Origin of the sequence: Enterobacter sp. DC4, assembly GCF_000568095.1 — a bacterium.
In the GTDB taxonomy this organism is placed as follows: domain Bacteria; phylum Pseudomonadota; class Gammaproteobacteria; order Enterobacterales; family Enterobacteriaceae; genus Enterobacter; species Enterobacter pseudoroggenkampii.
Genome location: NZ_AZUB01000001.1, coordinates 220897 through 242210 on the forward strand (window position 1 = coordinate 220897; position 21314 = coordinate 242210).

Annotated in this window: 19 protein-coding genes; 5 read left to right on the top strand and 14 right to left on the bottom strand. The window is 56.9% G+C overall.

The window, feature by feature from the left end; all coding sequences use genetic code 11:
• Window positions 1-94 precede the first annotated feature (94 nt).
• Window positions 95-505, top strand: a complete 411-nt coding sequence (locus P349_RS22885; RefSeq protein ID WP_032649440.1) for a YbhQ family protein — start codon at window positions 95-97, stop codon at window positions 503-505.
• Here the strand turns inward: P349_RS22885 and P349_RS22880 are convergent.
• Genes P349_RS22880 through cecR form a run of 5 tightly spaced genes read right to left on the bottom strand, consistent with a single transcriptional unit; the run spans window position 467 to window position 6107 of the window.
• Window positions 467-1573 carry an ABC transporter permease gene (locus tag P349_RS22880; RefSeq protein WP_032649437.1) on the bottom strand — a complete coding sequence of 369 codons (1107 nt, stop codon included), beginning with the start codon at window positions 1571-1573 and terminating at the stop codon, window positions 467-469. The genes P349_RS22885 and P349_RS22880 overlap by 39 nt on opposite strands.
• Before the next feature lie 9 nt (window positions 1574-1582).
• Entirely contained in the window at window positions 1583-2716 is a 1134-nt protein-coding gene (locus tag P349_RS22875) for an ABC transporter permease (protein WP_032649434.1), read from the bottom strand.
• Window positions 2706-4445, bottom strand: coding sequence for an ATP-binding cassette domain-containing protein (locus P349_RS22870; protein ID WP_032649433.1), 1740 nt, complete (start codon window positions 4443-4445; stop codon window positions 2706-2708). The genes P349_RS22875 and P349_RS22870 overlap by 11 nt, the downstream gene beginning before the upstream one ends.
• Window positions 4438-5433 (bottom strand): secretion protein HlyD, encoded by a 996-nt coding sequence (gene hlyD, locus P349_RS22865; RefSeq protein ID WP_032649431.1) that lies wholly within the window; start codon window positions 5431-5433, stop codon window positions 4438-4440. The genes P349_RS22870 and hlyD overlap by 8 nt, the downstream gene beginning before the upstream one ends.
• The gene (gene cecR, locus P349_RS22860; protein ID WP_032649428.1) at window positions 5430-6107 is read right to left on the bottom strand and encodes a transcriptional regulator CecR; all 678 of its coding nucleotides are present in this window, start codon (window positions 6105-6107) and stop codon (window positions 5430-5432) included. The genes hlyD and cecR overlap by 4 nt, the downstream gene beginning before the upstream one ends.
• A 207-nt stretch (window positions 6108-6314) precedes the next feature.
• On the opposite strand from cecR, the gene rhlE reads away from it, so the two are divergent.
• Both rhlE and dinG read left to right on the top strand, forming a co-directional pair.
• Complete coding sequence (gene rhlE, locus P349_RS22855; RefSeq protein WP_032649426.1) at window positions 6315-7700, top strand: ATP-dependent RNA helicase RhlE; 1386 nt, start codon at window positions 6315-6317, stop codon at window positions 7698-7700.
• Between the two features lie 97 nt (window positions 7701-7797).
• The gene (dinG, locus tag P349_RS22850) at window positions 7798-9975 is read left to right on the top strand and encodes an ATP-dependent DNA helicase DinG (RefSeq protein WP_032649424.1); all 2178 of its coding nucleotides are present in this window, start codon (window positions 7798-7800) and stop codon (window positions 9973-9975) included.
• Here the strand turns inward: dinG and P349_RS22845 are convergent.
• The 5 genes from P349_RS22845 to P349_RS22825 form a co-directional block, all read right to left on the bottom strand.
• On the bottom strand, window positions 9962-10465 hold the full coding sequence (locus P349_RS22845; protein WP_032649422.1) for a fimbrial protein: 504 nt from the start codon (window positions 10463-10465) through the stop codon (window positions 9962-9964). The two genes, dinG and P349_RS22845, sit on opposite strands and share 14 nt — an antisense overlap.
• On the bottom strand, window positions 10462-11448 hold the full coding sequence (locus P349_RS22840; protein WP_032649691.1) for a fimbrial protein: 987 nt from the start codon (window positions 11446-11448) through the stop codon (window positions 10462-10464). The genes P349_RS22845 and P349_RS22840 overlap by 4 nt, the downstream gene beginning before the upstream one ends.
• 23 nt (window positions 11449-11471) lie before the next feature.
• Entirely contained in the window at window positions 11472-14015 is a 2544-nt protein-coding gene (locus P349_RS22835) for a fimbria/pilus outer membrane usher protein (protein WP_152540080.1), read from the bottom strand.
• 26 nt (window positions 14016-14041) lie between these two features.
• Complete coding sequence (locus tag P349_RS22830) at window positions 14042-14716, bottom strand: fimbrial biogenesis chaperone (protein WP_032649420.1); 675 nt, start codon at window positions 14714-14716, stop codon at window positions 14042-14044.
• Window positions 14717-14784: 68 nt separating this feature from the next.
• A complete protein-coding gene (locus tag P349_RS22825; protein WP_024908718.1) occupies window positions 14785-15321 on the bottom strand; it encodes a fimbrial protein in 537 nt (178 codons plus the stop codon).
• A 256-nt stretch (window positions 15322-15577) separates the two neighbouring features.
• Between P349_RS22825 and ybiB the strand changes: the two genes are divergently transcribed.
• A complete protein-coding gene (gene ybiB / locus P349_RS22820) occupies window positions 15578-16540 on the top strand; it encodes a DNA-binding protein YbiB (RefSeq protein WP_032649418.1) in 963 nt (320 codons plus the stop codon).
• A 119-nt stretch (window positions 16541-16659) separates the two neighbouring features.
• Here ybiB and ybiJ read toward each other — a convergent pair whose 3' ends face one another.
• The 3 genes from ybiJ to mcbA form a co-directional block, all read right to left on the bottom strand.
• Window positions 16660-16920 carry a DUF1471 family protein YbiJ gene (gene ybiJ / locus P349_RS22815; protein ID WP_023310874.1) on the bottom strand — a complete coding sequence of 87 codons (261 nt, stop codon included), beginning with the start codon at window positions 16918-16920 and terminating at the stop codon, window positions 16660-16662.
• Between the two features lie 285 nt (window positions 16921-17205).
• Window positions 17206-17472 (bottom strand): DksA/TraR family C4-type zinc finger protein, encoded by a 267-nt coding sequence (locus tag P349_RS22810; protein ID WP_032649416.1) that lies wholly within the window; start codon window positions 17470-17472, stop codon window positions 17206-17208.
• 120 nt (window positions 17473-17592) lie between these two features.
• Window positions 17593-17859: a DUF1471 family periplasmic protein McbA gene (gene mcbA, locus P349_RS22805; RefSeq protein WP_032649414.1), complete on the bottom strand. Its 267-nt coding sequence runs from the start codon at window positions 17857-17859 to the stop codon at window positions 17593-17595.
• Between the two features lie 243 nt (window positions 17860-18102).
• Between mcbA and rlmF the strand changes: the two genes are divergently transcribed.
• A complete protein-coding gene (rlmF, locus tag P349_RS22800) occupies window positions 18103-19014 on the top strand; it encodes a 23S rRNA (adenine(1618)-N(6))-methyltransferase RlmF (RefSeq protein WP_032649409.1) in 912 nt (303 codons plus the stop codon).
• 48 nt (window positions 19015-19062) lie between these two features.
• Here rlmF and ybiO read toward each other — a convergent pair whose 3' ends face one another.
• Complete coding sequence (ybiO, locus tag P349_RS22795; RefSeq protein WP_032649407.1) at window positions 19063-21276, bottom strand: mechanosensitive channel protein; 2214 nt, start codon at window positions 21274-21276, stop codon at window positions 19063-19065.
• Window positions 21277-21314 lie beyond the last annotated feature (38 nt).

Sequence of the window (21314 nt, forward strand, 5' to 3'; positions counted from 1 at the left end):
GTAGTCGGCGTCACAAAAAGATGCGGCGTTACGGAATTTTCCGTAAAGTGCGGTAGTCTGATTAAGCAGAGAAAAATCCTTCAGGAGAGAAGCCATGAAGTGGCAACAACGTGTTCGTGTCGCAACTGGCCTGAGTTGCTGGCAGATAATGTTGCATTTACTGGTCGTGGCCGTACTGGTGATGGGCTGGATGAGCGGCACGCTGGTGCATGTTGGCCTGGGGCTATGCGTCCTTTACGGCGTCACCGTGCTGTCGATGCTGTTCTTACAGCGCCACCATGAAGCACGCTGGCGCGAGGTGGGTGATGTGCTCGAAGAGCTCACCACCACCTGGTACTTTGGTGCGGCGATGATCGTCCTGTGGCTGCTGTCACGCGTGCTGCAAAACAACCTGCTGCTGGCCCTGGCGGGTATGGCTATCCTCGCAGGGCCTGCGGTCGTCTCATTGCTGACCAAAGAGAAAAAGCTACGCAATGTTGCGTCTAAACATCGCGTACGCCACTGAGCCCGTCGTGGCCGCAATCACCAGTAGCGGCCACAAACTTCCCCAGACAATATCCAGACTCGCATCCTTCAGATAGATTTGTTTGGTGATGTCCGTAAAGTGCCGAATCGGATTTACCCACGTCAGATCCTGTAGCCATACCGGCATGTTCTCGACGGGAGAAACATACCCCGAGAGCAAAATCGCGGGCATCATAAAGACGAATACCCCGATAAACGCCTGCTGCTGCGTTGAGCAGAGCGCCGAGATCAACAGCCCGAACCCCACCAGCGACAGCCCGTAAATCACCATCGTGAAGTAAAACAGTGCCAGCGAACCGGCGAACGGGATCTGGTAAGCAAATATTCCCACGCCCAGCACGATGGTGGCCTGGAAGGTCGCGACGATCAGCGCCGGAACCGCTTTACCGACGAAAATCTGCCAGGTAGCAAGCGGGGAGACCAGCAGCTGATCCAGCGTGCCCTGTTCGCGCTCGCGGGCGACGGAGAGGGAGGTCACGATCATCACCCCGATGGTGGTGATCATGGCGATCAGCGACGGCACTACAAACCACTTGTAGTCCAGGTTCGGGTTATACCAGTTGCGCACCACCAGTTCGCTGTTGTTAGGCTTCGGTTTGCCGTCCATCAGCTCCTGCTGGTAATCCTTCACCACCTGCTGCAGATAGTTGGCCGCTATCTGGGCGCTGTTGGAGTTACGTCCGTCGAGGATCAACTGCATCGGCGCGGTCTGGAAGGTATCCAGATTGCGGGAGAAATCCGCCGGGAACCGTACCAGCAGCAGCGCTTTTTGCGTGTCGATAGTGGGCTGGATCTCCTGCGGGCTTTTTAGCAGCAGGATGTGGGTAAAGGCTTTCGCGCGGGCAAAGCGCTGCGTTAGCTCAACGGCGTGTTTGCCGTTGTCTTCGTTGTAAATGGCGATGGTGGCGTTGGTCACCTCAAGGGTGGCGGCAAACGGGAACAGCAGTACCTGGATCAGCACCGGCAAAACCAGAATGGCGCGGGTTTGCGGCTCGCGCAGCAGGGATTGCAGCTCTTTGCGTATTAACGTCCATAAACGGTAAAACATGCGCGCTCCTTAATCTAACCGCCGTTTGGTTTTCATCCACGTCAACCCGATAAACATCGCCGCTGACGCCAGTAAAAACAGGGTGTTGATAATCAGCACCACCGGAATATTCCCTGCCAGGAACAGGCTTTGCAGCGTGCTTACAAAGTAGCGCGCCGGGATGATGTAGGTCACGGCGCGGATCACCGCAGGCATACTGTCTATCTGGAAGATAAACCCGGACAGCATAATCGACGGCAAAAAGGCGGCGTTGAGGGCCACCTGGGCCGCGTTAAACTGGTTGCGGGTGATGGTGGATATGAGTAGCCCCATCCCCAGCGTGCTGAGTAAAAACAGGCTGGTGATAAAGAACAGTACCACCAGCGAGCCGCGATACGGCACGCCGAGGATAAAGACGGACACCAGCATGCAGAGCAGCATCGCCAGCATACCGAGGAAGTAGTAGGGAATAAGCTTGCACAGCAGCAGCTCGACGCGCGTCACTTCGGTTGAAAGCAGCGCCTCCATGGTGCCGCGCTCCCACTCGCGGGCGATGACCAGCGAGGTCAGAATCGCGCCAATGACCGTCATGATGATGGTCACCGCGCCCGGAATAATAAAATGCTGGCTGATGGCGGCGGGGTTAAACCAGTAGCGCGTCTGCACGTCAATCAGCGGGTTGAACGTCTCGCCCCGGTCTTCCGCCCGCTGCATCTGCCAGAGCTGCCAGATCCCCTCCGCATAGCCCTGCACGAAGTTCGCGGTGTTCGGCTCGCTGCCGTCGGTGATCACCTGGATCGGCGCATCGGTATTTGCCCGCGCCATATTGGCGGCGAAATCCACCGGAATGACGATCAGACCGCGAATTTTCCCGGCCTGCATCTTCTGGATCAATTCCTGACGGCTGTCGCTGATGGTGGCGTCAATATAGGGCGATCCGGTCATGGCGTGGGTGAAGTCCAGCGCCTCTTCGCTCTGCTGTTCCAGCAAAATCCCGACCCGGAGCTTGCTGGAGTCCAGATTAATGCCGTAGCCAAAGATAAACAGCAGCAGCAGGGGGATCACCACCGCAATCAGCCAGCTGCTGGGGTCACGCACGATCTGCCGCGTCTCTTTAATGCACAGCGCGCGCACCCGGCGCCAGGAAAGGGCATTACTGCGCATGGGCATTCTCCTTATCCCAGTCGTGGATGAGGGTGATAAACGCCTGCTCCATGGTCGGGTCCGGGACCTCCTCGTCGGCGGCCTGGTTTTTCAGGTCGTCCGGGGTACCGTGGGCAATCAGCTTACCGCGATACACCAGCCCGATGCGGTCGCAGTACTCCGCCTCGTCCATGAAGTGGGTGGTCACCATTACGGTCACCCCTTTTTCCACCATGCTGTTGATATGCAGCCAGAACTCGCGGCGGGTGAGGGGATCAACGCCCGAGGTCGGTTCATCCAGAAACAGAATATCCGGCTCGTGCATCAGCGAGCAGGCCAGCGCCAGCCGCTGCTTAAAGCCGAGCGGCAGCTCGTCGGTGGCGTGGGAGGCAATGTTGGTTAACCCGAAGGCGTCGCTCATGCGGCGGATTTTGTCGTTCTGCGCCCGCCCGCGCAGGCCGTACACGCCGGAGAAAAAGCGCAGATTTTGCTCGACCGTCAGGTTGCCATACAGCGAGAACTTCTGCGCCATATAGCCCAGATGCTGGCGCGCCTTGCCGGAGCTGACCTTCAGGTCCATGTCCAGTACCAGCGCCTTGCCGGACGTCGGCACCAGCAGGCCGCACATCATCTTAAAGGTGGTCGATTTTCCCGCACCGTTCGGCCCGAGCAGGCCAAAAATCTCCCCGCGCTTCACCGCAAAATTGACGTTGTCGGTGGCGGCGAAATCCCCGAACTTTTTGGTGAGGGATTTGGCTTCAATGACCGTTTCGCCCGGCGTGCCTTCCACCGTGTGCAGAATGGCGCCAAGCGGCGACTCTGACGTCCCCGCGCCGCCCAGCAGGTCGATAAACGCATCTTCGAAACGCGGCGCCGTCTCTTCCATGTCGATCTCAGGCATGCCGGGCGCATGGCGAATATCGTCGACGGTGGCCTCTTTTTTGAGGATCACCCGCACCGAGCGGCCCTGAATCATCCCGTCGCTGACCTGCGGCAGCTTGAGCACCTGCTGCAGCAGCGTGCGGTTGGACGCCTGGGGGCTGTGCAGCAGGAAGCTGCGCCCGGCCATGCTCTGCGTCAGCGTCGTCGGCTCGCCCTGATAAAGCAGTTCGCCTTCGTTCATCAGCAGCACGTCCCGGCACTGCTCGGCTTCGTCGAGGTAGGAGGTGCTCCAGAGGATCAGCATCCCGTCGCCCGCCAGCTCGTGCACCATCTGCCACAATTCACGGCGCGATATCGGGTCTACGCCGACGCCGGGCTCGTCCAGCAGCAGCACCTTTGGTTCGCCCACCAGCGTGCAGGCCAGCCCCAGCTTCTGCTTCATCCCGCCGGAGAGCTTGCCCGCCAGCCGGTCGGTGAACGGGCCGAGGGAGGTAAATTCCAGAAGGCGGGCGAAGGTTTTCTGTCGCGTTTCGCCGGTGACGCTGCGCAGGTCGGCGTACAGGTTCAGGTTTTCCATCACCGTCAGGTCTTCGTACAGGCCAAACTTCTGCGGCATATAGCCGAGCATGGCGCGGAGCGCGCCGTCATCTTTTATCGGGTCAAGGCCGAGCACGCGGGCCGATCCTTCATCCGGCTTCAGCAGCCCGGCCAGCATCCGCATCAGGGTGGTTTTCCCCGCGCCGTCCGGGCCGACCAGCCCGGTCACATAGCCTTTCTGGATGGTACAGTTCAGCGGTGCGACCGCGGGCTTATCCATCCCCTTAAAGCGTTTAACCAGATTGTTGAGCTGAATAACCGCGTCATTCATGTCGTTCCCCGCCGTTCACTTTTACGGTGACGGGCATGCCCTGACGCAGCGCGTCATCCGCATCGGTCACGATGATACGCAGGCGATACACCAGGTCGGTACGCAGGTCCGGTGTTTCTACCGTTTTCGGCGTGAATTCGGCGGTAGGGGAGACAAAGCCCACTTTGCCGTGATACGGCTTGTCCGGGCGACCGTCGGTATAGAGCAGGAGCTCGCGACCCGGCTGCATCTGGCCGAGATTCGTCTCATCAATGTAGGCGCGTACCCATACCGGGCGGGTCAGGGAGAGGGTCAACACGGTGCTGCCCGCGCTGAGCATGCTGCCCGGCTCCACGGCGCGGGTCATCAGCGTGCCGTCAGACGGTGCGATGAGCGTGGTGTCGTGCAGATCCAGCTCCGCCTGGGCCAGCTGCGCCTGCGCCTGTTCAAGGCTGGCTTTCGCCTGGGCGATATCCTGCGGGCGGTTACCGGTGTGGTATTGGCTTAATTTATCCTGCGCGGATTTCAGCGTTGCCTGCGCCTGGTCTCGGGACGAGCGCGCATTTTCCAGATCGTTAGCGGAAATGGTGCGGCTTTTCCACAGCCCCTGCTGACGGGCGTAGAAATTCTGAGCGTAGTCATAGGCGGCCTGCGCCTGTTTAACGGCGGCGGCGGCCTGGGCGATCTCTTCGTCGCGATAGCCTGCCAGCATCAGGTCATATTGTGCCTGGGCGACGGACACGCCTGCTTTGGCCTGCAGCAGCGCATTCTCATAGGGCGCTTTATCCAGCATCCCCAGCGTCTGCCCGGTTTTAATGGCATCGCCTTCGTCAACGTTCAGCGAGGCGAGACGTCCGCCCACGCGGAAGCTCATGTTCACCGTGCGAATATCCACGTTACCGTACAGGGTCAGGCCTTTATCCTGATGGCTCTGATACCACAGCCACCCACCGACTCCGGCGGCAAGCAAAACAACAACCACCAGAACGATGGCGACAGGTTTTTTCATGACTTCAGGCTCCTTTGCGTCAAGCCTTGCAGGATTAGATCGAGATGACAGGCGATGACCTGGCTAATCTGCGCGGCTTTATCCTCATCAAATTGTGTCCAGCCGGTGCGTAACAGGATGGTTTCCCTGCCCAGACGGAAGGCAAGAATTTCACCCAGCAGGGCGTGGGTATGCAAAATTGTCTCGGTATCACTGGCATCGCGCCCGGTATAGGCGGCGATCAGCCGGGTCAGGTGGGAGTGCATCGGCTCAATCACCCGATCGTGTACCCGCTGGTAGGCGGCAGTCGGGGAGAGCTGCTCGCGGGAGATAAACTTGCTCAGGTTGAGCGTATCGTCGTGCGTCAGCAGGCGGATCATATCGTGGCAGGCGTTGAGAATAAGCTGGCGAACGGCGGCGCGTTCGGGCGACGGCTGGCCGAGCAGCGCGGTGGCTTCCTCAACGTGCGGGTGAAACTGCGTGCCGATAAAATCGGCGATCCACTCGGCGCAGGCGAGGTATAAATCCTCTTTTGAGCCAAAATAGTAGGTAATCGCCGCAATGTTCTGCCCGGCCAGCGCCGCAATATCGCGCGTGGTTGCATGCAGCCCGTACTCACCAAACTGCGCCAGCGCGGCGGCAATAAGCTGGTTTTTGGCCTGTTCACCTTTTGATGTCGTCGGGGTTGTATTCATAGCGGCATTAAGAATTAATCAATCGATTGATTAAGATTATGCCTGATTCACGCTAACGTCGAGGGAATGCGGAGGGATATTTTATGCGCCACGTCACAAAAGCTGCTACACTCCGCTCCTTCGCGACATTGTGGTTTTTGTCCTCCCCTATTCGTTATATCTCCCTGAAAACTACACCTGTGATGGTCGGGGCGGTTCGGAGTTTTTATGTCTTTTGATTCCCTTGGCCTGAACCCGGAAATTCTGCGCGCGATCGCAGAGCAGGGCTACGTTGAGCCAACCCCAATCCAGCAGCAGGCTATTCCCGCCGTGCTTCAGGGTCGTGACCTGATGGCCAGCGCCCAGACCGGCACCGGTAAAACCGCGGGCTTTACGCTGCCGCTGTTAGAGCTGCTGGTAAAAAATCAGCCGCACGCCAAAGGCCGCCGTCCGGTTCGTGCGCTGATCCTCACCCCAACTCGCGAGCTGGCGGCGCAGATTGGTGAGAACGTGCGTGACTATAGCCGCTATCTCAACATTCGCTCGCTGGTGGTGTTCGGCGGCGTCAGCATCAACCCGCAGATGATGAAGCTGCGCGGCGGCGTCGACGTGCTGGTGGCAACGCCGGGCCGTCTGCTGGATCTGGAACACCAGAACGCGGTGAAGCTCGATAGCATTGAAATTCTGGTGCTGGACGAAGCCGACCGCATGCTCGACATGGGCTTTATTCACGATATTCGCCGCGTGCTGGCCAAGCTGCCGCCGCGTCGTCAGAACCTGCTCTTCTCCGCGACCTTCTCCGACGAGATCAAGGCGCTGGCGGAAAAGCTGCTGCATAACCCGCTGGAAGTGGAAGTGGCGCGTCGCAACACCGCCTCTGAGCAGGTGACCCAGCACGTTCACTTTGTTGATAAAAAGCGTAAGCGCGAACTGCTCTCCCAGATGATCGGTCAGGGGAACTGGCAGCAGGTGCTGGTCTTTACCCGCACCAAGCACGGCGCCAACCACCTGGCGGAACAGCTGAATAAAGACGGCATCCGCAGCGCCGCCATTCACGGTAACAAGAGCCAGGGCGCGCGTACCCGTGCGCTGGCGGACTTCAAATCTGGCGACATCCGCGTGCTGGTGGCGACCGACATCGCCGCCCGTGGCCTCGACATTGAAGAGCTGCCGCACGTGGTGAACTACGAGCTGCCAAACGTGCCGGAAGACTACGTTCACCGTATCGGCCGTACCGGCCGTGCGGCGGCAACCGGTGAAGCGCTTTCGCTGGTCTGCGTGGACGAGCACAAGCTGTTGCGCGACATCGAACGTCTGCTGAAGAAAGAGATCCCGCGCATCGAAACCCCGGGCTACGAAGTGGATCCGTCAATCAAAGCCGAGCCGATTCAGAACGGTCGTCAGGGCGGTGGTGGACGTGGCCAGGGTGGCGGCGGTCGCGGTCAGCAGCCGCGTCGTGCCGAAGGCGGCGCACCGAAATCATCCGGCAAACCGCCGCGTCGCAACAACGACAGCAAACCGGCGGGAGAAAACCCGTGGCGCAGCGGCGAAGGGAAACCGGCAGGGGAAGGGCAGCGTCGACGCCGCCCGCGTAAACCTGCTAACCCGCAGTAATCTGGAAGCCCGGTCGTAAAGCCGGGCTTTTCTTTTTGCGGCAGCGAAGAGAAAGTGCCACAATAGTGGCTGTTTATACAGTATTTCAGGTTTTCCGATGGCTTTAACCGCGGCGCTGAAAGCGCAAATTGGCACCTGGTATAAGGCGCTACAACAGCAGATCCCCGACTTTATCCCCCGAGCGCCGCAGCGGCAGATGATTGCTGACGTGGCAAAAACGCTCGCCGGGGACGACGGGCGACATCTGGCGATTGAAGCCCCGACCGGCGTCGGGAAAACCTTGTCGTATCTCATTCCCGGCATTGCCATTGCACGGGAAGAGGACAAAACGCTGGTGGTCAGTACCGCCAACGTGGCGCTGCAGGATCAGATTTTCAGCAAAGACCTGCCACTGCTGCGCAAAATCATCCCCGACCTGCGGTTTACGGCCGCCTTTGGGCGCGGGCGTTACGTGTGCCCGCGTAACCTGGCGGCGCTGGCCAGCAGCGAGCCGAATCAACAGGATCTGCTCGCGTTTCTGGATGACGAGCTGACGCCAAACAATAAGGCCGAGCAAGAGCAGTGTGCAAAACTCAAAGCCGAACTCGACGGCTATAAGTGGGACGGCCTGCGGGATCACACCAGCCAGGCCATCAGCGACGACTTATGGAGAAGGCTCAGCACCGACAAAGCCAGCTGCCTGAACCGTAACTGTCACTACTACCGCGAGTGCCCGTTCTTTGTCGCCCGGCGTGAGATCCAGGAGGCGGAAGTGGTTGTGGCTAACCACGCCCTGGTGATGGCGGCGCTGGAGAGCGAAGCGGTGCTGCCGGAGCCAAAAAACCTGCTGCTGGTGCTCGATGAGGGCCACCATCTGCCGGACGTGGCGCGGGACGCGCTGGAGATGAGTGCGGAAATTACCGCGCCCTGGTTCCGCCTGCAGCTCGATCTGTTCTGTAAGCTTGTCGCCACCTGCATGGAGCAGTTCCGCCCGAAAACCACGCCGCCGCTGGCGGTACCCGAGCGGCTGAGCGACCACTGTGAAGAGGTCTACGGCCTGATCTCATCGCTCAACAACATCCTGAATCTTTATCTTCCTGCAACTCAGGAGGCGGAACACCGCTTTGCGATGGGCGAGCTGCCGGACGAGGTAATGGAGATCTGCCAGCAGCTGGCGAAGCATCTGGAAAAGCTGCGCGGGCTGGCGGAGATGTTCTTAAACGATCTGAGCGAGAAAACCGGCTCGCATGACGTGGTGCGTCTGCACCGCATCCTGCTGCAGATGAACCGCGCGCTGGGCATGTTCGAAGCGCAGAGCAAGCTCTGGCGGCTCGCCTCGATGGCGCAGGCGTCCGGCGCGCCGGTCACCAAATGGGCCACCCGCGAAGTGCGGGACGGGCAGGTGCACCTGTTCTTCCACTGCGTGGGCATCCGTGTGGCAGATCAGCTGGAAAAGCTGATCTGGCGCAGCGTGCCGCACGTGGTGGTCACCTCTGCCACGCTGCGTTCTCTGAACAGTTTCTCAAGGCTGCAGGAGATGAGCGGGCTTAAAGAGAAAGCGGGCGACCGCTTCGTGGCGCTGGACTCGCCGTTTAACCACTGCGAGCAGGGCAAGCTGGTCATTCCGCGCATGAAATTCGAGCCGCTTATCGACAACGAGGAGCAGCACATTGCGGAGATGGCGGCCTACTTCCGCGAACAGGTCGAGAGTAAAAAGTACCCCGGCATGCTGGTGCTGTTTGCCAGCGGGCGCGCGATGCAGCGCTTCCTGGAACACGTCACCGATCTGCGTTTATTGCTGCTGGTGCAGGGCGATCAGCCGCGCTACCGGCTGGTGGAAACGCACCGCAAACGTATCGATAACGGCGAGCGCAGCGTGCTGGTGGGATTACAATCCTTCGCGGAAGGTCTGGATTTGAAGGGCGATTACCTGACGCAGGTGCATATCCATAAAATTGCCTTCCCGCCCATCGACAGCCCGGTCGTCATCACCGAAGGTGAATGGCTGAAAAGCCTCAATCGCTATCCGTTTGAGGTGCAGAGTTTACCTGCGGCGTCGTTTAACCTGATTCAGCAGGTGGGGCGTCTGATTCGTAGCCACGGCTGCTGGGGGGAGGTGGTGATTTATGACAAGCGTCTGCTCACCAAAAACTACGGCCAGCGGCTGCTGAACGCGCTGCCGATCTTTCCGATTGAACAGCCAGAAGTGCCCGAGGTAAAAAAACGCCCGGCAACACTGACCGCCGGGCGCAGGAAAAGCCTCCGTGCTAAGGGGCGCGGTCCTACTGGTAAGTGAAGGTCACCTGCACCACGCTGCTGAACGTCCCCGCGCTGACGGGCATGGAGGTGGCGTAGTAGCGCGCGGCGAGTGGGAAATCGACGGTATGATCGCTTTGATTAACCAGGGCGCTGAAGCTCGCCTGCGGGGCAATCGTAATGCGATCCAGGCGGTCTGCCAGCTCCAGCGCCAGCCCGCCGGCGCTGCCCGTGCTGGCAAATTTTGTCGGGTGTGTGCTGTCTGCCTGGCCGTTAAAGGTCGCGGTGGCGAGCGTGGTGGTGGACGGGCATTTGGACAGCGTAAGATCAAAATTCTTCCACTCCCCGGTATCCCCCACATCCTTAAAATCGCTGGAGGCGGCTTGTCCCAGGTTAACGGTCAAATTCTGGCTGGCGCTGTCTACCGAGCAGGTATTGGCGATGATATTGCCTCTCATCTGGATCGCGATCTCATCGGCATTAGCCTGCGTGAGAAGGCCTGCCAGTAGCAGTAAGGTGATTTTTTTCATTTATATCCCAACGTAATCGTGGCAATGCTGTTTGCTGTGCCGGGGGTGACGCTGGCAGCCGTTTGTTGATATGCGACCTCAAACGGGATCGCCAGCGGAACGTTTGCTTGTGCGATGGCTGCCGTATTTTTGTAGGTATCAAAGTCGGCGACTTCGCCATCGAACAACATGCGTACCCCTACACCGGTTGCCACGCCGTTCTCCTGAGTGAATTTGATGACGCCGGGAAAATCTGTTTCATAACCGTTTGCGCTGGAAACCATGACTTCGGGCTGCACGGTGTCGTTGCAGTTGACGGTAACGTCGAACGTCTGAGACGACGTCAGGGTCCCTGTCCCGGTGAAGTCGCTGACCGGGAAATCGCCCAGCGTTACGGTAAGGCTTTTCGGTGAAACGGAGCAGGTGACTTCGTTGAACGTGACGTTACCCGAATAGGAAATGGTGTTCGGACTGCCTATGCCCTCCTGATTGTAAACGCCAAGCCCAAACTCCGTCTGAGCCTGAGAAAGCGAACCTGAGGACACCGTGGAGCTAGTTTTCACCAGCTCCAGAGTTACGTCAAAATTGAACGAGAGCTGTCCATCTGAAGAGAGATACCCCACCGGCGTATTCCGGGAATCACAGTGGACGCCACCGGCCCCCTGGATGCGTTGCCCCTGATCGTTCATCAGGGCGATACCAATCCCGGCGACACCAGAGTCGTACACGCCCGGCAGGCCCGGTATTTCTGAACCGGAACCATAATAGCAAGCCACTATTTCCATCCCCGGGCTGTAGGTACTGGAGCAATTCCCGGCAACGTGCACCGTCTGCTCTGAACCCGGAATGGTCGCGCCAACGGCCAGCGAGGTGGGTACCGATATGGAGGCCACATCAATCATCTTTGGCATATCCGGTGACGTGCATGACGCTTTCGCGTGCGGCATGAAAAATGCGGATATTCCCAGCACTAACAATAAAAAACTCTGTTTAACGATTTGCATCATCTTTCGTCTCAACCAGTGCATTACTGACATGTTGCGGCAGCGGTAATAATGCCGGATTTATCTCTCTCTTCAGCCAGCGCGTACTGCGCGATGCATTGTTCGCTGGCATTGTCACCCCACGCAACGGAGAGTTTTCCGCGCGCGGGGAGGCCGGAGAGGTACGTTTGGCCATCTGAGCCAACGATAAATTCGCTGTCCTTATCCTCAGTGGTCACCGTCGCGCCGAAGGGCAGCGGTTTACCGTTGTGCGTGAGCGTCATCAGCACGCGATTGCCCACGCGGGTGTTAAAGCTGGCGCGCACCACCGCTCCCCGCGTTGGGGTGACGACCTGCGCCGCGTGCGTCACGTCGGCATCATCCGGCAGCGTTTCGGTATCCAGCGCAATGGTGTTATGGCGATACGCGGTGACGAATGGCACGACGGTGTAGCCGCGGAAATCGGTCTCAACGCCCGTCTGGTTGGTGATATGCGTCCCGTGCGTTCCCGGCGCCTTCACCAGCGCGATGGTCTCACCGAGCGGCTGGCTCAGGGTGATGCCGTTCGCATGGGCAACCACGCCGCCCTGCAAACCGACGTTCACGGTCTGCTGATATTTATCCTGACTGACGCCTGCGCTCACTTCGCCATAGGTCGCTTTGTAATCGGCGTTCATGCTGGTGGAGTTACCGCTGCCGGTACTGCTCAGCCCTTCCTGAATATTCCAGTTCAGGTTGTCTTCCTTCAGCGCCGTGCCGTTCAGGCCGATATTCTGCGTGGTACCGTCTTTGGTATTGTTCAGGTTGTAGGTGGCCCAGGTGTTATGCATCCAGTGGTCCAGCGGCACGGAAACGCTCAGCGAGAACTGGTTGTCGTTCGTCACTTCGTCGCCGTTTTCATCGTTGTCCTGGGTGTTCTTGTTCATGCTGTAGCTCAGGCTGTAGCTCACCCCGTGCCAGCTGTTGTTGTAGCTGACGCTCATGGAGGTCATGTCCTGGTTCTGGCTCCAGTAAGTCTCTTTCACCATGCTCAGGGTGACGGACCCCCAGCCTTCGGGCAGCGTCTGGTCGATGGTGGCCTCGGTTCGGGCGCGGCGCTGCTGGGGGGCAGACCAGTCGTCAGAGCGGGTATATGACTCCATGGTGTCTTCAAGGGTGTAAAACCCTTTGCTGTTGTAGCGATATCCCGCGAGCGAGAAGTTGGTGCCTGAACCGGCAAAATCTTTGCTGTAGCGCACGCGCCAGGACTGGCCTTTGCTGGCCTGCTGCTTTTTCAGCAGGGCCTTTGCGCGGGTGACGTCGATGGAGAACGCTCCTAAATCGCCCATGTTTTTCCCGGCGCCGAGCGCCTGGGACTGATAGTGGCTGCTCTGCTGTATGCCGCCGTAAGCGGTAAAACCAAAGGGGAGGCCGTAAATCGCGCTGCCCTGGGCAAACGGAGTTTTCTCGACGTCTTTGTCGTAGGAACGGTAGCGCCCGGCGGTCACGCTGTAGCGCAGGTTTTTTTCGCGCTGCAGTACCGGTACGGAGGCATATGGCACCACGAAATGGCTTTCGCTGCCGTCGGTCTCTTTCACGGTGACCTGCAGATCGCCGCTGCTGCCGGTGGGGTAAAGGTCGTTAATTTCAAACGCGCCGGGGGCGACCGTGTTCTGATAAATGACGTAGCCATTCTGGCGAACCATCACCAGCGCATTGCTGTGTGCGGTGCCGCGAATGATGGGCGCATAGCCTTTTTCGCTGTCCGGCAGCATGTCGCTGTCGGATTTAAGCTCCACGCCGGTGTAGGGTACGCTGTCAAAAACATCAGAAGGCGAAGAGCTTTGTCCAACGGTGAGATCGCTTTTCATCGCCACGATATCGCGCTGGGCATAGGTATAAACGGAAGAGAATTTTTGCTGCTCTTCCTTGCCCTGGGTGCTGCGATTCCACGTGGAGTAGTTGCGTACGCGCCAGGCGCCAACGTTAAACCCGGGACGCAGGTTAACGTACTGGCTGCTGTTATTCTGCTCGCCCGACTGTCGCGCATGGCTCTGGCTGGCAGTCGCGCTGTAGTTGAGAATACCTGCGGTGATCCCCTCGTCGAATTCTTTCGGGTCGATATAGCCGCGTGGAACCTGGCCCAGGGCCAGTTGAGGGATACTGAGCAGCAGCTGCTGATTGCGAACGTGAAAAGACGTGGAGGCTGCCGGGATGGCGGTTAAATCGGCACACTGGCCTTTTGCCATCAGCGCCGGATATTTTTGGGTTTTGATCCCAAGGCTTTTTAAATCATTCAGGCTAAAGCAGGGCTGAAGTGAACTGCTGCCGTGTGAACCTTTTTGCAATGTGAACGTGACGTCGCGGGTATCAATTTTATTATTATTAATAAAAATAGCGACCTGATATTTCCCCGGTGCCTGCCCTGGCCCTTTTTCGTAAACCGACAGATCGGTCTTACCCTGTTGCGGATTATCAATATCCAGCAGTGCGGGGTTAAAATAATCATCAGCCATAACCTGCTGCGCAAAGATCGCCAGTGCCAGGCCACAGAGAATGACCAGCAGTGATGAAATTCGGCAGGTGAACGGCTTTTTATGGCTGAACATGATTATTTTATTACCGGGGGATAGTATTAACGAACGGCTTTCGACCAGGTATGGCTGATGCTGCCGTAATCAGTAATAATGGAATACGTGACGGTTGAGCCTCCGATATTGCCAGGCAAGGCAAAATGCGTTTCCGTTTTCGGGACCGCCCAGGTGGCTTTTGTTACTTTATGACCGTTCAGCGTGACGGTCTGGAAGTTCATAAAGAAAGGCGTGGGGTTATTCACCACCAGTTCATTACCTTCACGGCGCCATTCAAGCTTATCGGCCACCTCTTCTGGGCTGCCTTTTACTGCTGACGGGCGATAAAGCAATTTAATACGCGTATTAATGGCAATTTGTAGCGTATTCACACCTTCGACGTGCTTTGATGAAGGGATCGCTTTAATATTTAACCAGTACAGAGATTCCCTGTCTTCCGGTAAATTTCCGCCCGTACGTACAACGCGCAGAACGTTATCTTCTTTCGCATCCAGACGGAAAAGAGGAGGGGTGATCAGGAACGGCGCTTTGGCCAGGTTTTTACCGCCAGAGTCGACCCAGGACTGTACCAGATAATCCGTTGCATCTGGGTTTGAAAGACCAAGAGACGATTCCTTTTTCTCTCCCTGGTAGACCAGACGTGTGCCATTAATAATGACACCTGCATGTGCAGTAGTGGCCGCCAGTAAAAGCGTGCTCAGTAAATAACCGTGGCGCATAAATATTTCTCAATAAGATAAGAGATATTAACGCGTATAACCGCGTTAATATCTCAGGATTGATAATATCAGTTATAGATAACGGTGAAGGTCGAAACGGAGTTAGCCGGCCCTGCGGTAATCGCGGCCCCGGTTTGAATATAACGCGCGCCGAATATCAGGTCGTTAACTGCTGTACCGGAGGCTAACGGATATTGCTGAGAAGGGGTGTACAGACTCACCGGCTGCTCAGAAGCGTCAACCAGCTGAATAGCGACACCCGTTGCCGCATCCACATCCGGCGTTAATGCCAGCGTTGCGTTGTTATTCGCATCCGGCGTTCCGCCGAAGTTAATCGCTGCAGAGGTAACGGTTTCCGGACAGTCTTTTAACTGAATATCGAACTTCGTTAACGTGCTGGTAGAGCCTGCCCCGGTAAATACCGTTTTAGAGACTTTGCCTAACTGGACGTTTAACGGGTTACTTAACCCATTAACCACCTGACACGCTGAATCAATAATTTCCCCGGTGAAATTGATCTGCCCTTCACCGTTTGTTGCCGCAAATGCGGATGCAGAACATCCCACCGCTGCGGCGATGAATAAACCTAAAGCAACCTTGTTCATAGTGAATCCTGATATGTGACTGGTGCGAACGTTGCCTGGACGTTTTCACCGTTGACCCTGGAAGACTTTCCGCTGGTTATTTAATCAAAAAATATATGTCCAAGAATCTTCTGCAGAAATCACAAATAATTGAAAAAATGCTTGTATATATTTTTTTTCATTAAAACAGAGCATTGGATTAGGGGATAAAACACTAACGGCCGGGCAATCATCAGGGCTATATTGTTAACAAGATGATGCTGTCAGGAGAGAAGTCGTGGATTACCGCAAAATTATCAAAGAGGTAGGGCGTGGGAAAAATCATGCCCGCGATCTGGACCATGAAACCGCGCGTGCACTTTACACCCGCATGCTTGAGGGCGACGTCCCCGACCTGGAAATGGGGGGCATTCTGATCGCGCTGCGTATCAAAGGAGAGGGTGAGGCGGAGATGCGCGGGTTCTATGAAGCCATGCAGGCGCAAATGCTGCGCTTAACGCCGCCTGTGGCAAAGCCCATGCCGATCGTGATCCCGAGCTACAACGGCGCGCGCAAGCAGGCAAATTTAACCCCGCTTCTTGCTATTTTATTACACAAGCTGGGGTTCCCGGTGGTGGTGCACGGGGTTAGTGAAGACCCCACTCGCGTACTGACGGAAACCATTTTCGGGATGCTGGGCATCGAGCCAACGCGTCATGCCGGCCAGGCGCAGGCGAAACTGGATGGCCATCAGCCCGTTTATATCCCGGTTGGCACACTTTGCCCGCCGCTTGAAAAGCAGCTCGATATGCGCTGGCGCATGGGCGTGCGCAACAGTGCGCACACGCTGGCGAAACTGGCTACACCGTTTGGCGAAGATGCCGCCCTTCGTCTTTCCAGCGTCTCGCACCCGGAATACGTGGGGCGTGTGGGTCAGTTCTTTGCGGCTATTGGTGGAAGGGCGTTACTGATGCACGGCACGGAAGGTGAGGTTTATGCGAACCCACAGCGTTGCCCGCAGGTGATGCTGATTGATTCTGCAGGTACGCGCGCCATTCTGGAACGCGGAGAGGAAAATAGCGGTGTGATATTGCCTGAGGCAAAAGATCCCCATACTACAGCCCACTGGATTGAGCAGAGCCTTGCCGGAAAAGTTCCTGTTCCGCATTCGATCAAGCTGCAGATGGCCTGCTGTTTGCTGGCAACCGGTGAAGTGGACACGGTAGAAGCCGGGCTGGCACGCGTGGCGCAGTCTTTTTAACTAAAAAAAAAGCCCGTCCAGTGGCGGACGGGCAAGCAAGGGTAACAAACAACAGGGTCAATGAGGGTTGGAGCAGCTCACCAGAGGGTTTGGCGAGGGGACAGCATTCATTCAGTCGATTATTTGTAGATAACCGCGGTACCGCTCAGCTTGTTATTGCCGTTAGCGGAGGTAATGGTGTATCCGCTTGCACCGGCAGCAGCAGCTTTCTCAGCCAGTTTGGCTTCCAGACCGTCCAGCGTGGTCGCGCCATCAGCACTCACCACACCGACTTTGTTCATGTTCTGTGCCTGAGTTGAAGAGACTGGCTCTACAGCGAAAGCGCCGAAAGACAGAGCGGACAGGGCAACAGCAGCTACAGCATATTTGATGGTTTTCATAATTAATCTCTCGCAGATGTTTTTGTTAAGGGGACGATGTTCCGTCGATGTGATAAGTATCACGGTTTTTTACGAGGGATAAAATCGAAGAGAATTGACGTGGTTGCTCAAAAAAATTGAATGACAAATAACTTATTGAATATTAATAAATTCAAATTGGCGATTTACACTTCTTGTTGAAGCGCTTTACAGAAGAAAGATGAAGGGCACATTTTGCTACGCGGTTCGCTAAAAATCGTGAGCGTAAAGGTAAGGGCCTGCGCGGTTAGCTTAGGTAAAGGAAAGTCAACGTAACTGGCTGTCTTTCGAACCTCTGCGATTATATCCTGAGTGTGATGAATTTTTTGAATCTTTATTCTGCTGGCAGGCAATGCAAAGCCTTACGCCGGGGATGGCTTTCCGGCGCGCCTCCGGAATGGGTTCTCCGCATTCTTCGCATTCCGTTAAGCTTTCGCCGCGCGGAATTTCACCGCGAGCGCGCGAAACAGCATCTTCAATAGTACTGTTGATCTGTTCGTTAACAGCGTCGTCATTTGCCCAGCCGGAAGCCATTATGCCCTCCTGATATCGTTTTCAGCCCTGCTTTTAATATTGGGTTAAAAAACGAACAGTCAAGGCGAGGGGGAAGAGAACTGCATCCGGTGGACAGATGCAGTCTGGGGAAAAAGCAGATTATTTATAAATGGTCGCTGTGCCGTACATATGGTTATCTCCGCCTGCGGAGTTCACCACGAATCCTTTTGCACCTTCCTGGCGGGCTTTTTCAGCCAGTTTATCTTGCAGATCGTCAAGGTTGCTGGCACGGCTAACTGAAACGGTGCCTGCGGGACGGAGCTGGCTGGTGTCGGTACTCTGGGTCAGCGACTGAACGGCCATGGCAGAGAATGAAGCGGTTGCCAGGACGCCAGCGATAATAGCAAGGGTCAGATACTTTTTCATAATCACAACCTCATGAGGAAACAGCAGGTGATTCCCTTTAAGTTTAGAAGCCTGATGAGTGTGACTTAGCGCAAATATTTGATGATGATCTGCTTATTTTTTGAACGATTTAAATTGACAATTCGCTGACAGATCATAGACATAAAGGTGTTTGATTTATGGCGGTTTTTTGAGCGACGCAGAGAAAGATTTACCGTTGGGCCAGCAAAGGGTATCTTACGCCGCTGTTTAAAGGAGAATGCCATGACTGCCCAAAAGCCGGGATTGCACCCGCGAAATCGCCACCGCAGCCGCTACGACATGAATGCGTTATGCCTGAGCTGCCCGCCGCTGCAGGACTACCTGGTTCAGACCCCAGCGGGAGAGCCCTCGGTCAACTTTGCTGACCCGCAGGCGGTTAAAATGTTGAACAAAGCTCTACTGGCGCATTTTTACGGTGTGGCTCACTGGGATATTCCGGAAGGCTTTCTCTGTCCACCTGTGCCGGGCCGCGCGGATTACGTTCATCATCTTGCCGATCTTCTTGCCGAAAGCAATGAGGGCGTTGTTCCGCAGCAGGCCACCATTCTGGATATTGGCACCGGGGCGAACCTGATTTACCCGCTGATCGGCGCGCATGAATATCAGTGGCGCTTTACCGGAAGCGAAATCGGTGACGAGGCCTTTGCCAGCGCCCAGGCGATTATCAGCGCGAATCCTGGGTTGAGCCGTGCCATTCGCCTGCGTCGTCAGAAAGAGGCGGCGTCGATCTTCAACGGCATTATTCACAAAAACGAAAGCTATGACGCCACGATGTGCAATCCGCCGTTCCATGATTCGGCAGCATCGGCCCGCGCGGGCAGCGAGCGCAAGCGCCGCAACCTGGGTCAGGCTGAAGACGCCGCGCTGAACTTCGGCGGTCAGCAGCAAGAGCTATGGTGTGAAGGGGGCGAAGTGGCGTTTATCCTGCGCATGATTGCGGAAAGCAAACAGTTTGGCCGTCAGGTGAAATGGTTCACGACGCTGGTCTCCCGCGGGGATAACCTGCCACCGCTCTACCGCGCGCTGACCGAAGCGGGCGCCGTAAAAGTGGTGAAAAAAGAGATGGCGCAGGGCCAGAAGCAAAGCCGCTTTATTGCCTGGACGTTTATGGACAATAACAAACGTCGCAAATAGCACTCCGTCGTAGGCCGGGTAAGGCGAAGCCGCCACCCGGCAACCAGGCTACAGCGTCGGCTCCTGCGGAGGGAGCGGCGATGCGGGCGGCGGCAATACCTGATAGGTCTGGACCGGCATCCGCACGTTCGCCAGATCAAAGTGTTTTTTCACCATGCTGTCGAGCGCAAAGCGCACCGTCCACTGCTTCAGCGGCTGGGTGGTGAACGACACGCGCAGGGTAAACGCCGTATTCGTCAGTCCGACGATGCCGGCGAATGACGGCTCTCCAATCACCAGCCCGCGAATATCTTCCATCTGCATCAGCTCTTCTACCGCATCGCGCAGCGCCTGCTTCGCTTTATCGGCATCCTCGTGGCGATCCACATCGTAGTTCGCCACCACGGAACCAATGCCGCGCACAAAGTTGGCGAAGGTGGTGATCGAAGACCAGGGAATGATGTGGTACGCCCCGGTGTCCTGACGCACGCCAACCGAACGGATGGACATCCTCTCCACGGTGCCGGTTAATGGTCCGATGGTCACCAGATCGCCCGTGTTCATCCCGTTTTCAAACTGAATGAAGATGCCGGTAATAATATCCTTCACCAGCGTTTGCGAACCGAAGGAGATGGCAAGACCCAGAGCACCGGCACCCGCCAGCAGCGGGGCGATATTCACGCCGATTTCCGACAGCACAATCATGATGGTGATGGTGCTGATAATCACCGCCAGCGCGTTGCGGAACAGGGTTAACAGCGTTCTTGCCCGCGCGCTGGGCAGGGGACGGCCGTGAATATCCGATACCAGGCGGTTCTCGATAAGGCTCGCCAGCAGCGTCCAGCCGACGGCAGAGAAGAACAAAATCAGCGCGATGCGAATCAGGATATCGACCGTTTTTTCACCCGTACCGTTGTGCAGCCAGTTCCAGAAATCAAACAGGCTCCACGCATTCAGAAGCAGCATAATCGCCACGCAGACGGTGAGAATGCGCGCCACTTTGAGCGATACCGACATCCAGCCGTTCACCCGTTTTTGCAGCTCCGGGTAATTACGCTGTACCTGCGGCGACAGGGTGATGGTTTTCGAGATCCAGCGCGACAGCAGCCCCGACACAAACGCCGCGATGCCGATAATGGCCAGGCTTTTGAACGTCGCCCCCATCATAAATTTCAGGCTATTGCCCGGGTCAAACAGCGAGAAGAAGCACAGTACGATGAAGTAAGCGCTCGCCAGCCAGTGCCACACCAGGGCGAACGCGCGGATAAACAGGCTAAAGAACGAAAGGGAGCGATCGGCCAGATTCAGCAGGCTTTGGGTAATGGTTTTTTTATTGTGGAAGATCAGATACAGCGACCAGACGGTAATGCAGATCATGATAATGACGTTTGCCAGCGCCCCGAACTGGACGTTCACCTGGTTGGAGATGATCGGCACGGCAACCAGCAGGCCGTAGCCAATCAGCCCGCTGAGCACGCTCAGACGCAGCGCCCAGTACTTCGCACTCTCATCCCGGATGGCGAAAGGACGCAGCGCCGGTACGTGCGGACAAAAGAGTAACCGCAGCAGCGCCTTGAAGAACTCAATCAGGGCAAAGGCGTTCAGGAAAAGCGACTGCTGGAAGGCGATGGTTTTGTTGCCCGCGTTCAGCCTGTCGGCCAACATCTGGCCTAAGAACAGCGTCAACGCAAGCAGCAGTAAATCGATGATAAACGCTGAGGCTATCATCAACGGCAGGTGCAGCCAGCTGCTTTTCTGCTGATTCTTCCTGCGTCCCCATTGCCCCATTTTGCGGTACAGCGGCCATGCGCACAGGCGCACCAGCCAGTAAAAAAGAAATACCGCACCCGCCAGCATCAGGAACTGCGTGGCGGCGGCGGTAAACGTCTGCGGGTTAAATGCCTTATGCGGCGAGCCAATCAGGTTGCGGTAGAGCTGAGCGAAGCGCGAGGAGAGCGCTTGCCCATAGTGGCGGCTCACGTCGGTGACGTTTTCCAGTACCGTTTTTTGCTCTTCCACCTGGGGAGGGGTGATGACAGGCACCGGCTCCTGCGGCGGCGTGGCGGCTACTTTTCGCAGCTGGCTGATGAGTTCCTGTCGGGAGGTGTCGTTCTCAAGGACGTCGGCGAGGGCGCTGTAGGCGGCTTTTTTCTGTTCGACATCGGGTTCCGGTGGCGGCGTATTTTGCTGGCTGGCGGTTGTTCCGCTGGTCACCCCGGGGATCGCGACGGCGAACGATGGCGCACTAAACAGGCTTATCAACAGCAACAGGATCCACGGCACGGCGTCCTCCGGTGAAAATGTCGAACAAAATGATAAGT

Bases quoted from the DNA above. Each gene is read 5' to 3' on its own strand.
- P349_RS22870 (WP_032649433.1), bottom strand. From the start codon at position 4,445: ATGAATGACGCGGTTATTCAGCTCAACAATCTGGTTAAACGCTTTAAG.
- rhlE (WP_032649426.1), top strand. From the start codon at position 6,315: ATGTCTTTTGATTCCCTTGGCCTGAACCCGGAAATTCTGCGCGCGATC.
- P349_RS22840 (WP_032649691.1), bottom strand. From the start codon at position 11,448: ATGCAAATCGTTAAACAGAGTTTTTTATTGTTAGTGCTGGGAATATCC.
- P349_RS22845 (WP_032649422.1), bottom strand. From the start codon at position 10,465: ATGAAAAAAATCACCTTACTGCTACTGGCAGGCCTTCTCACGCAGGCT.
- hlyD (WP_032649431.1), bottom strand. From the start codon at position 5,433: ATGAAAAAACCTGTCGCCATCGTTCTGGTGGTTGTTGTTTTGCTTGCC.
- mcbA (WP_032649414.1), bottom strand. From the start codon at position 17,859: ATGAAAAAGTATCTGACCCTTGCTATTATCGCTGGCGTCCTGGCAACC.
- P349_RS22825 (WP_024908718.1), bottom strand. From the start codon at position 15,321: ATGAACAAGGTTGCTTTAGGTTTATTCATCGCCGCAGCGGTGGGATGT.
- P349_RS22875 (WP_032649434.1), bottom strand. From the start codon at position 2,716: ATGCGCAGTAATGCCCTTTCCTGGCGCCGGGTGCGCGCGCTGTGCATT.
- dinG (WP_032649424.1), top strand. From the start codon at position 7,798: ATGGCTTTAACCGCGGCGCTGAAAGCGCAAATTGGCACCTGGTATAAG.
- cecR (WP_032649428.1), bottom strand. From the start codon at position 6,107: ATGAATACAACCCCGACGACATCAAAAGGTGAACAGGCCAAAAACCAG.
- P349_RS22810 (WP_032649416.1), bottom strand. From the start codon at position 17,472: ATGGCTTCCGGCTGGGCAAATGACGACGCTGTTAACGAACAGATCAAC.
- P349_RS22830 (WP_032649420.1), bottom strand. From the start codon at position 14,716: ATGCGCCACGGTTATTTACTGAGCACGCTTTTACTGGCGGCCACTACT.
- ybiJ (WP_023310874.1), bottom strand. From the start codon at position 16,920: ATGAAAACCATCAAATATGCTGTAGCTGCTGTTGCCCTGTCCGCTCTG.
- rlmF (WP_032649409.1), top strand. From the start codon at position 18,103: ATGACTGCCCAAAAGCCGGGATTGCACCCGCGAAATCGCCACCGCAGC.
- P349_RS22880 (WP_032649437.1), bottom strand. From the start codon at position 1,573: ATGTTTTACCGTTTATGGACGTTAATACGCAAAGAGCTGCAATCCCTG.
- P349_RS22885 (WP_032649440.1), top strand. From the start codon at position 95: ATGAAGTGGCAACAACGTGTTCGTGTCGCAACTGGCCTGAGTTGCTGG.
- P349_RS22835 (WP_152540080.1), bottom strand. From the start codon at position 14,015: ATGTTCAGCCATAAAAAGCCGTTCACCTGCCGAATTTCATCACTGCTG.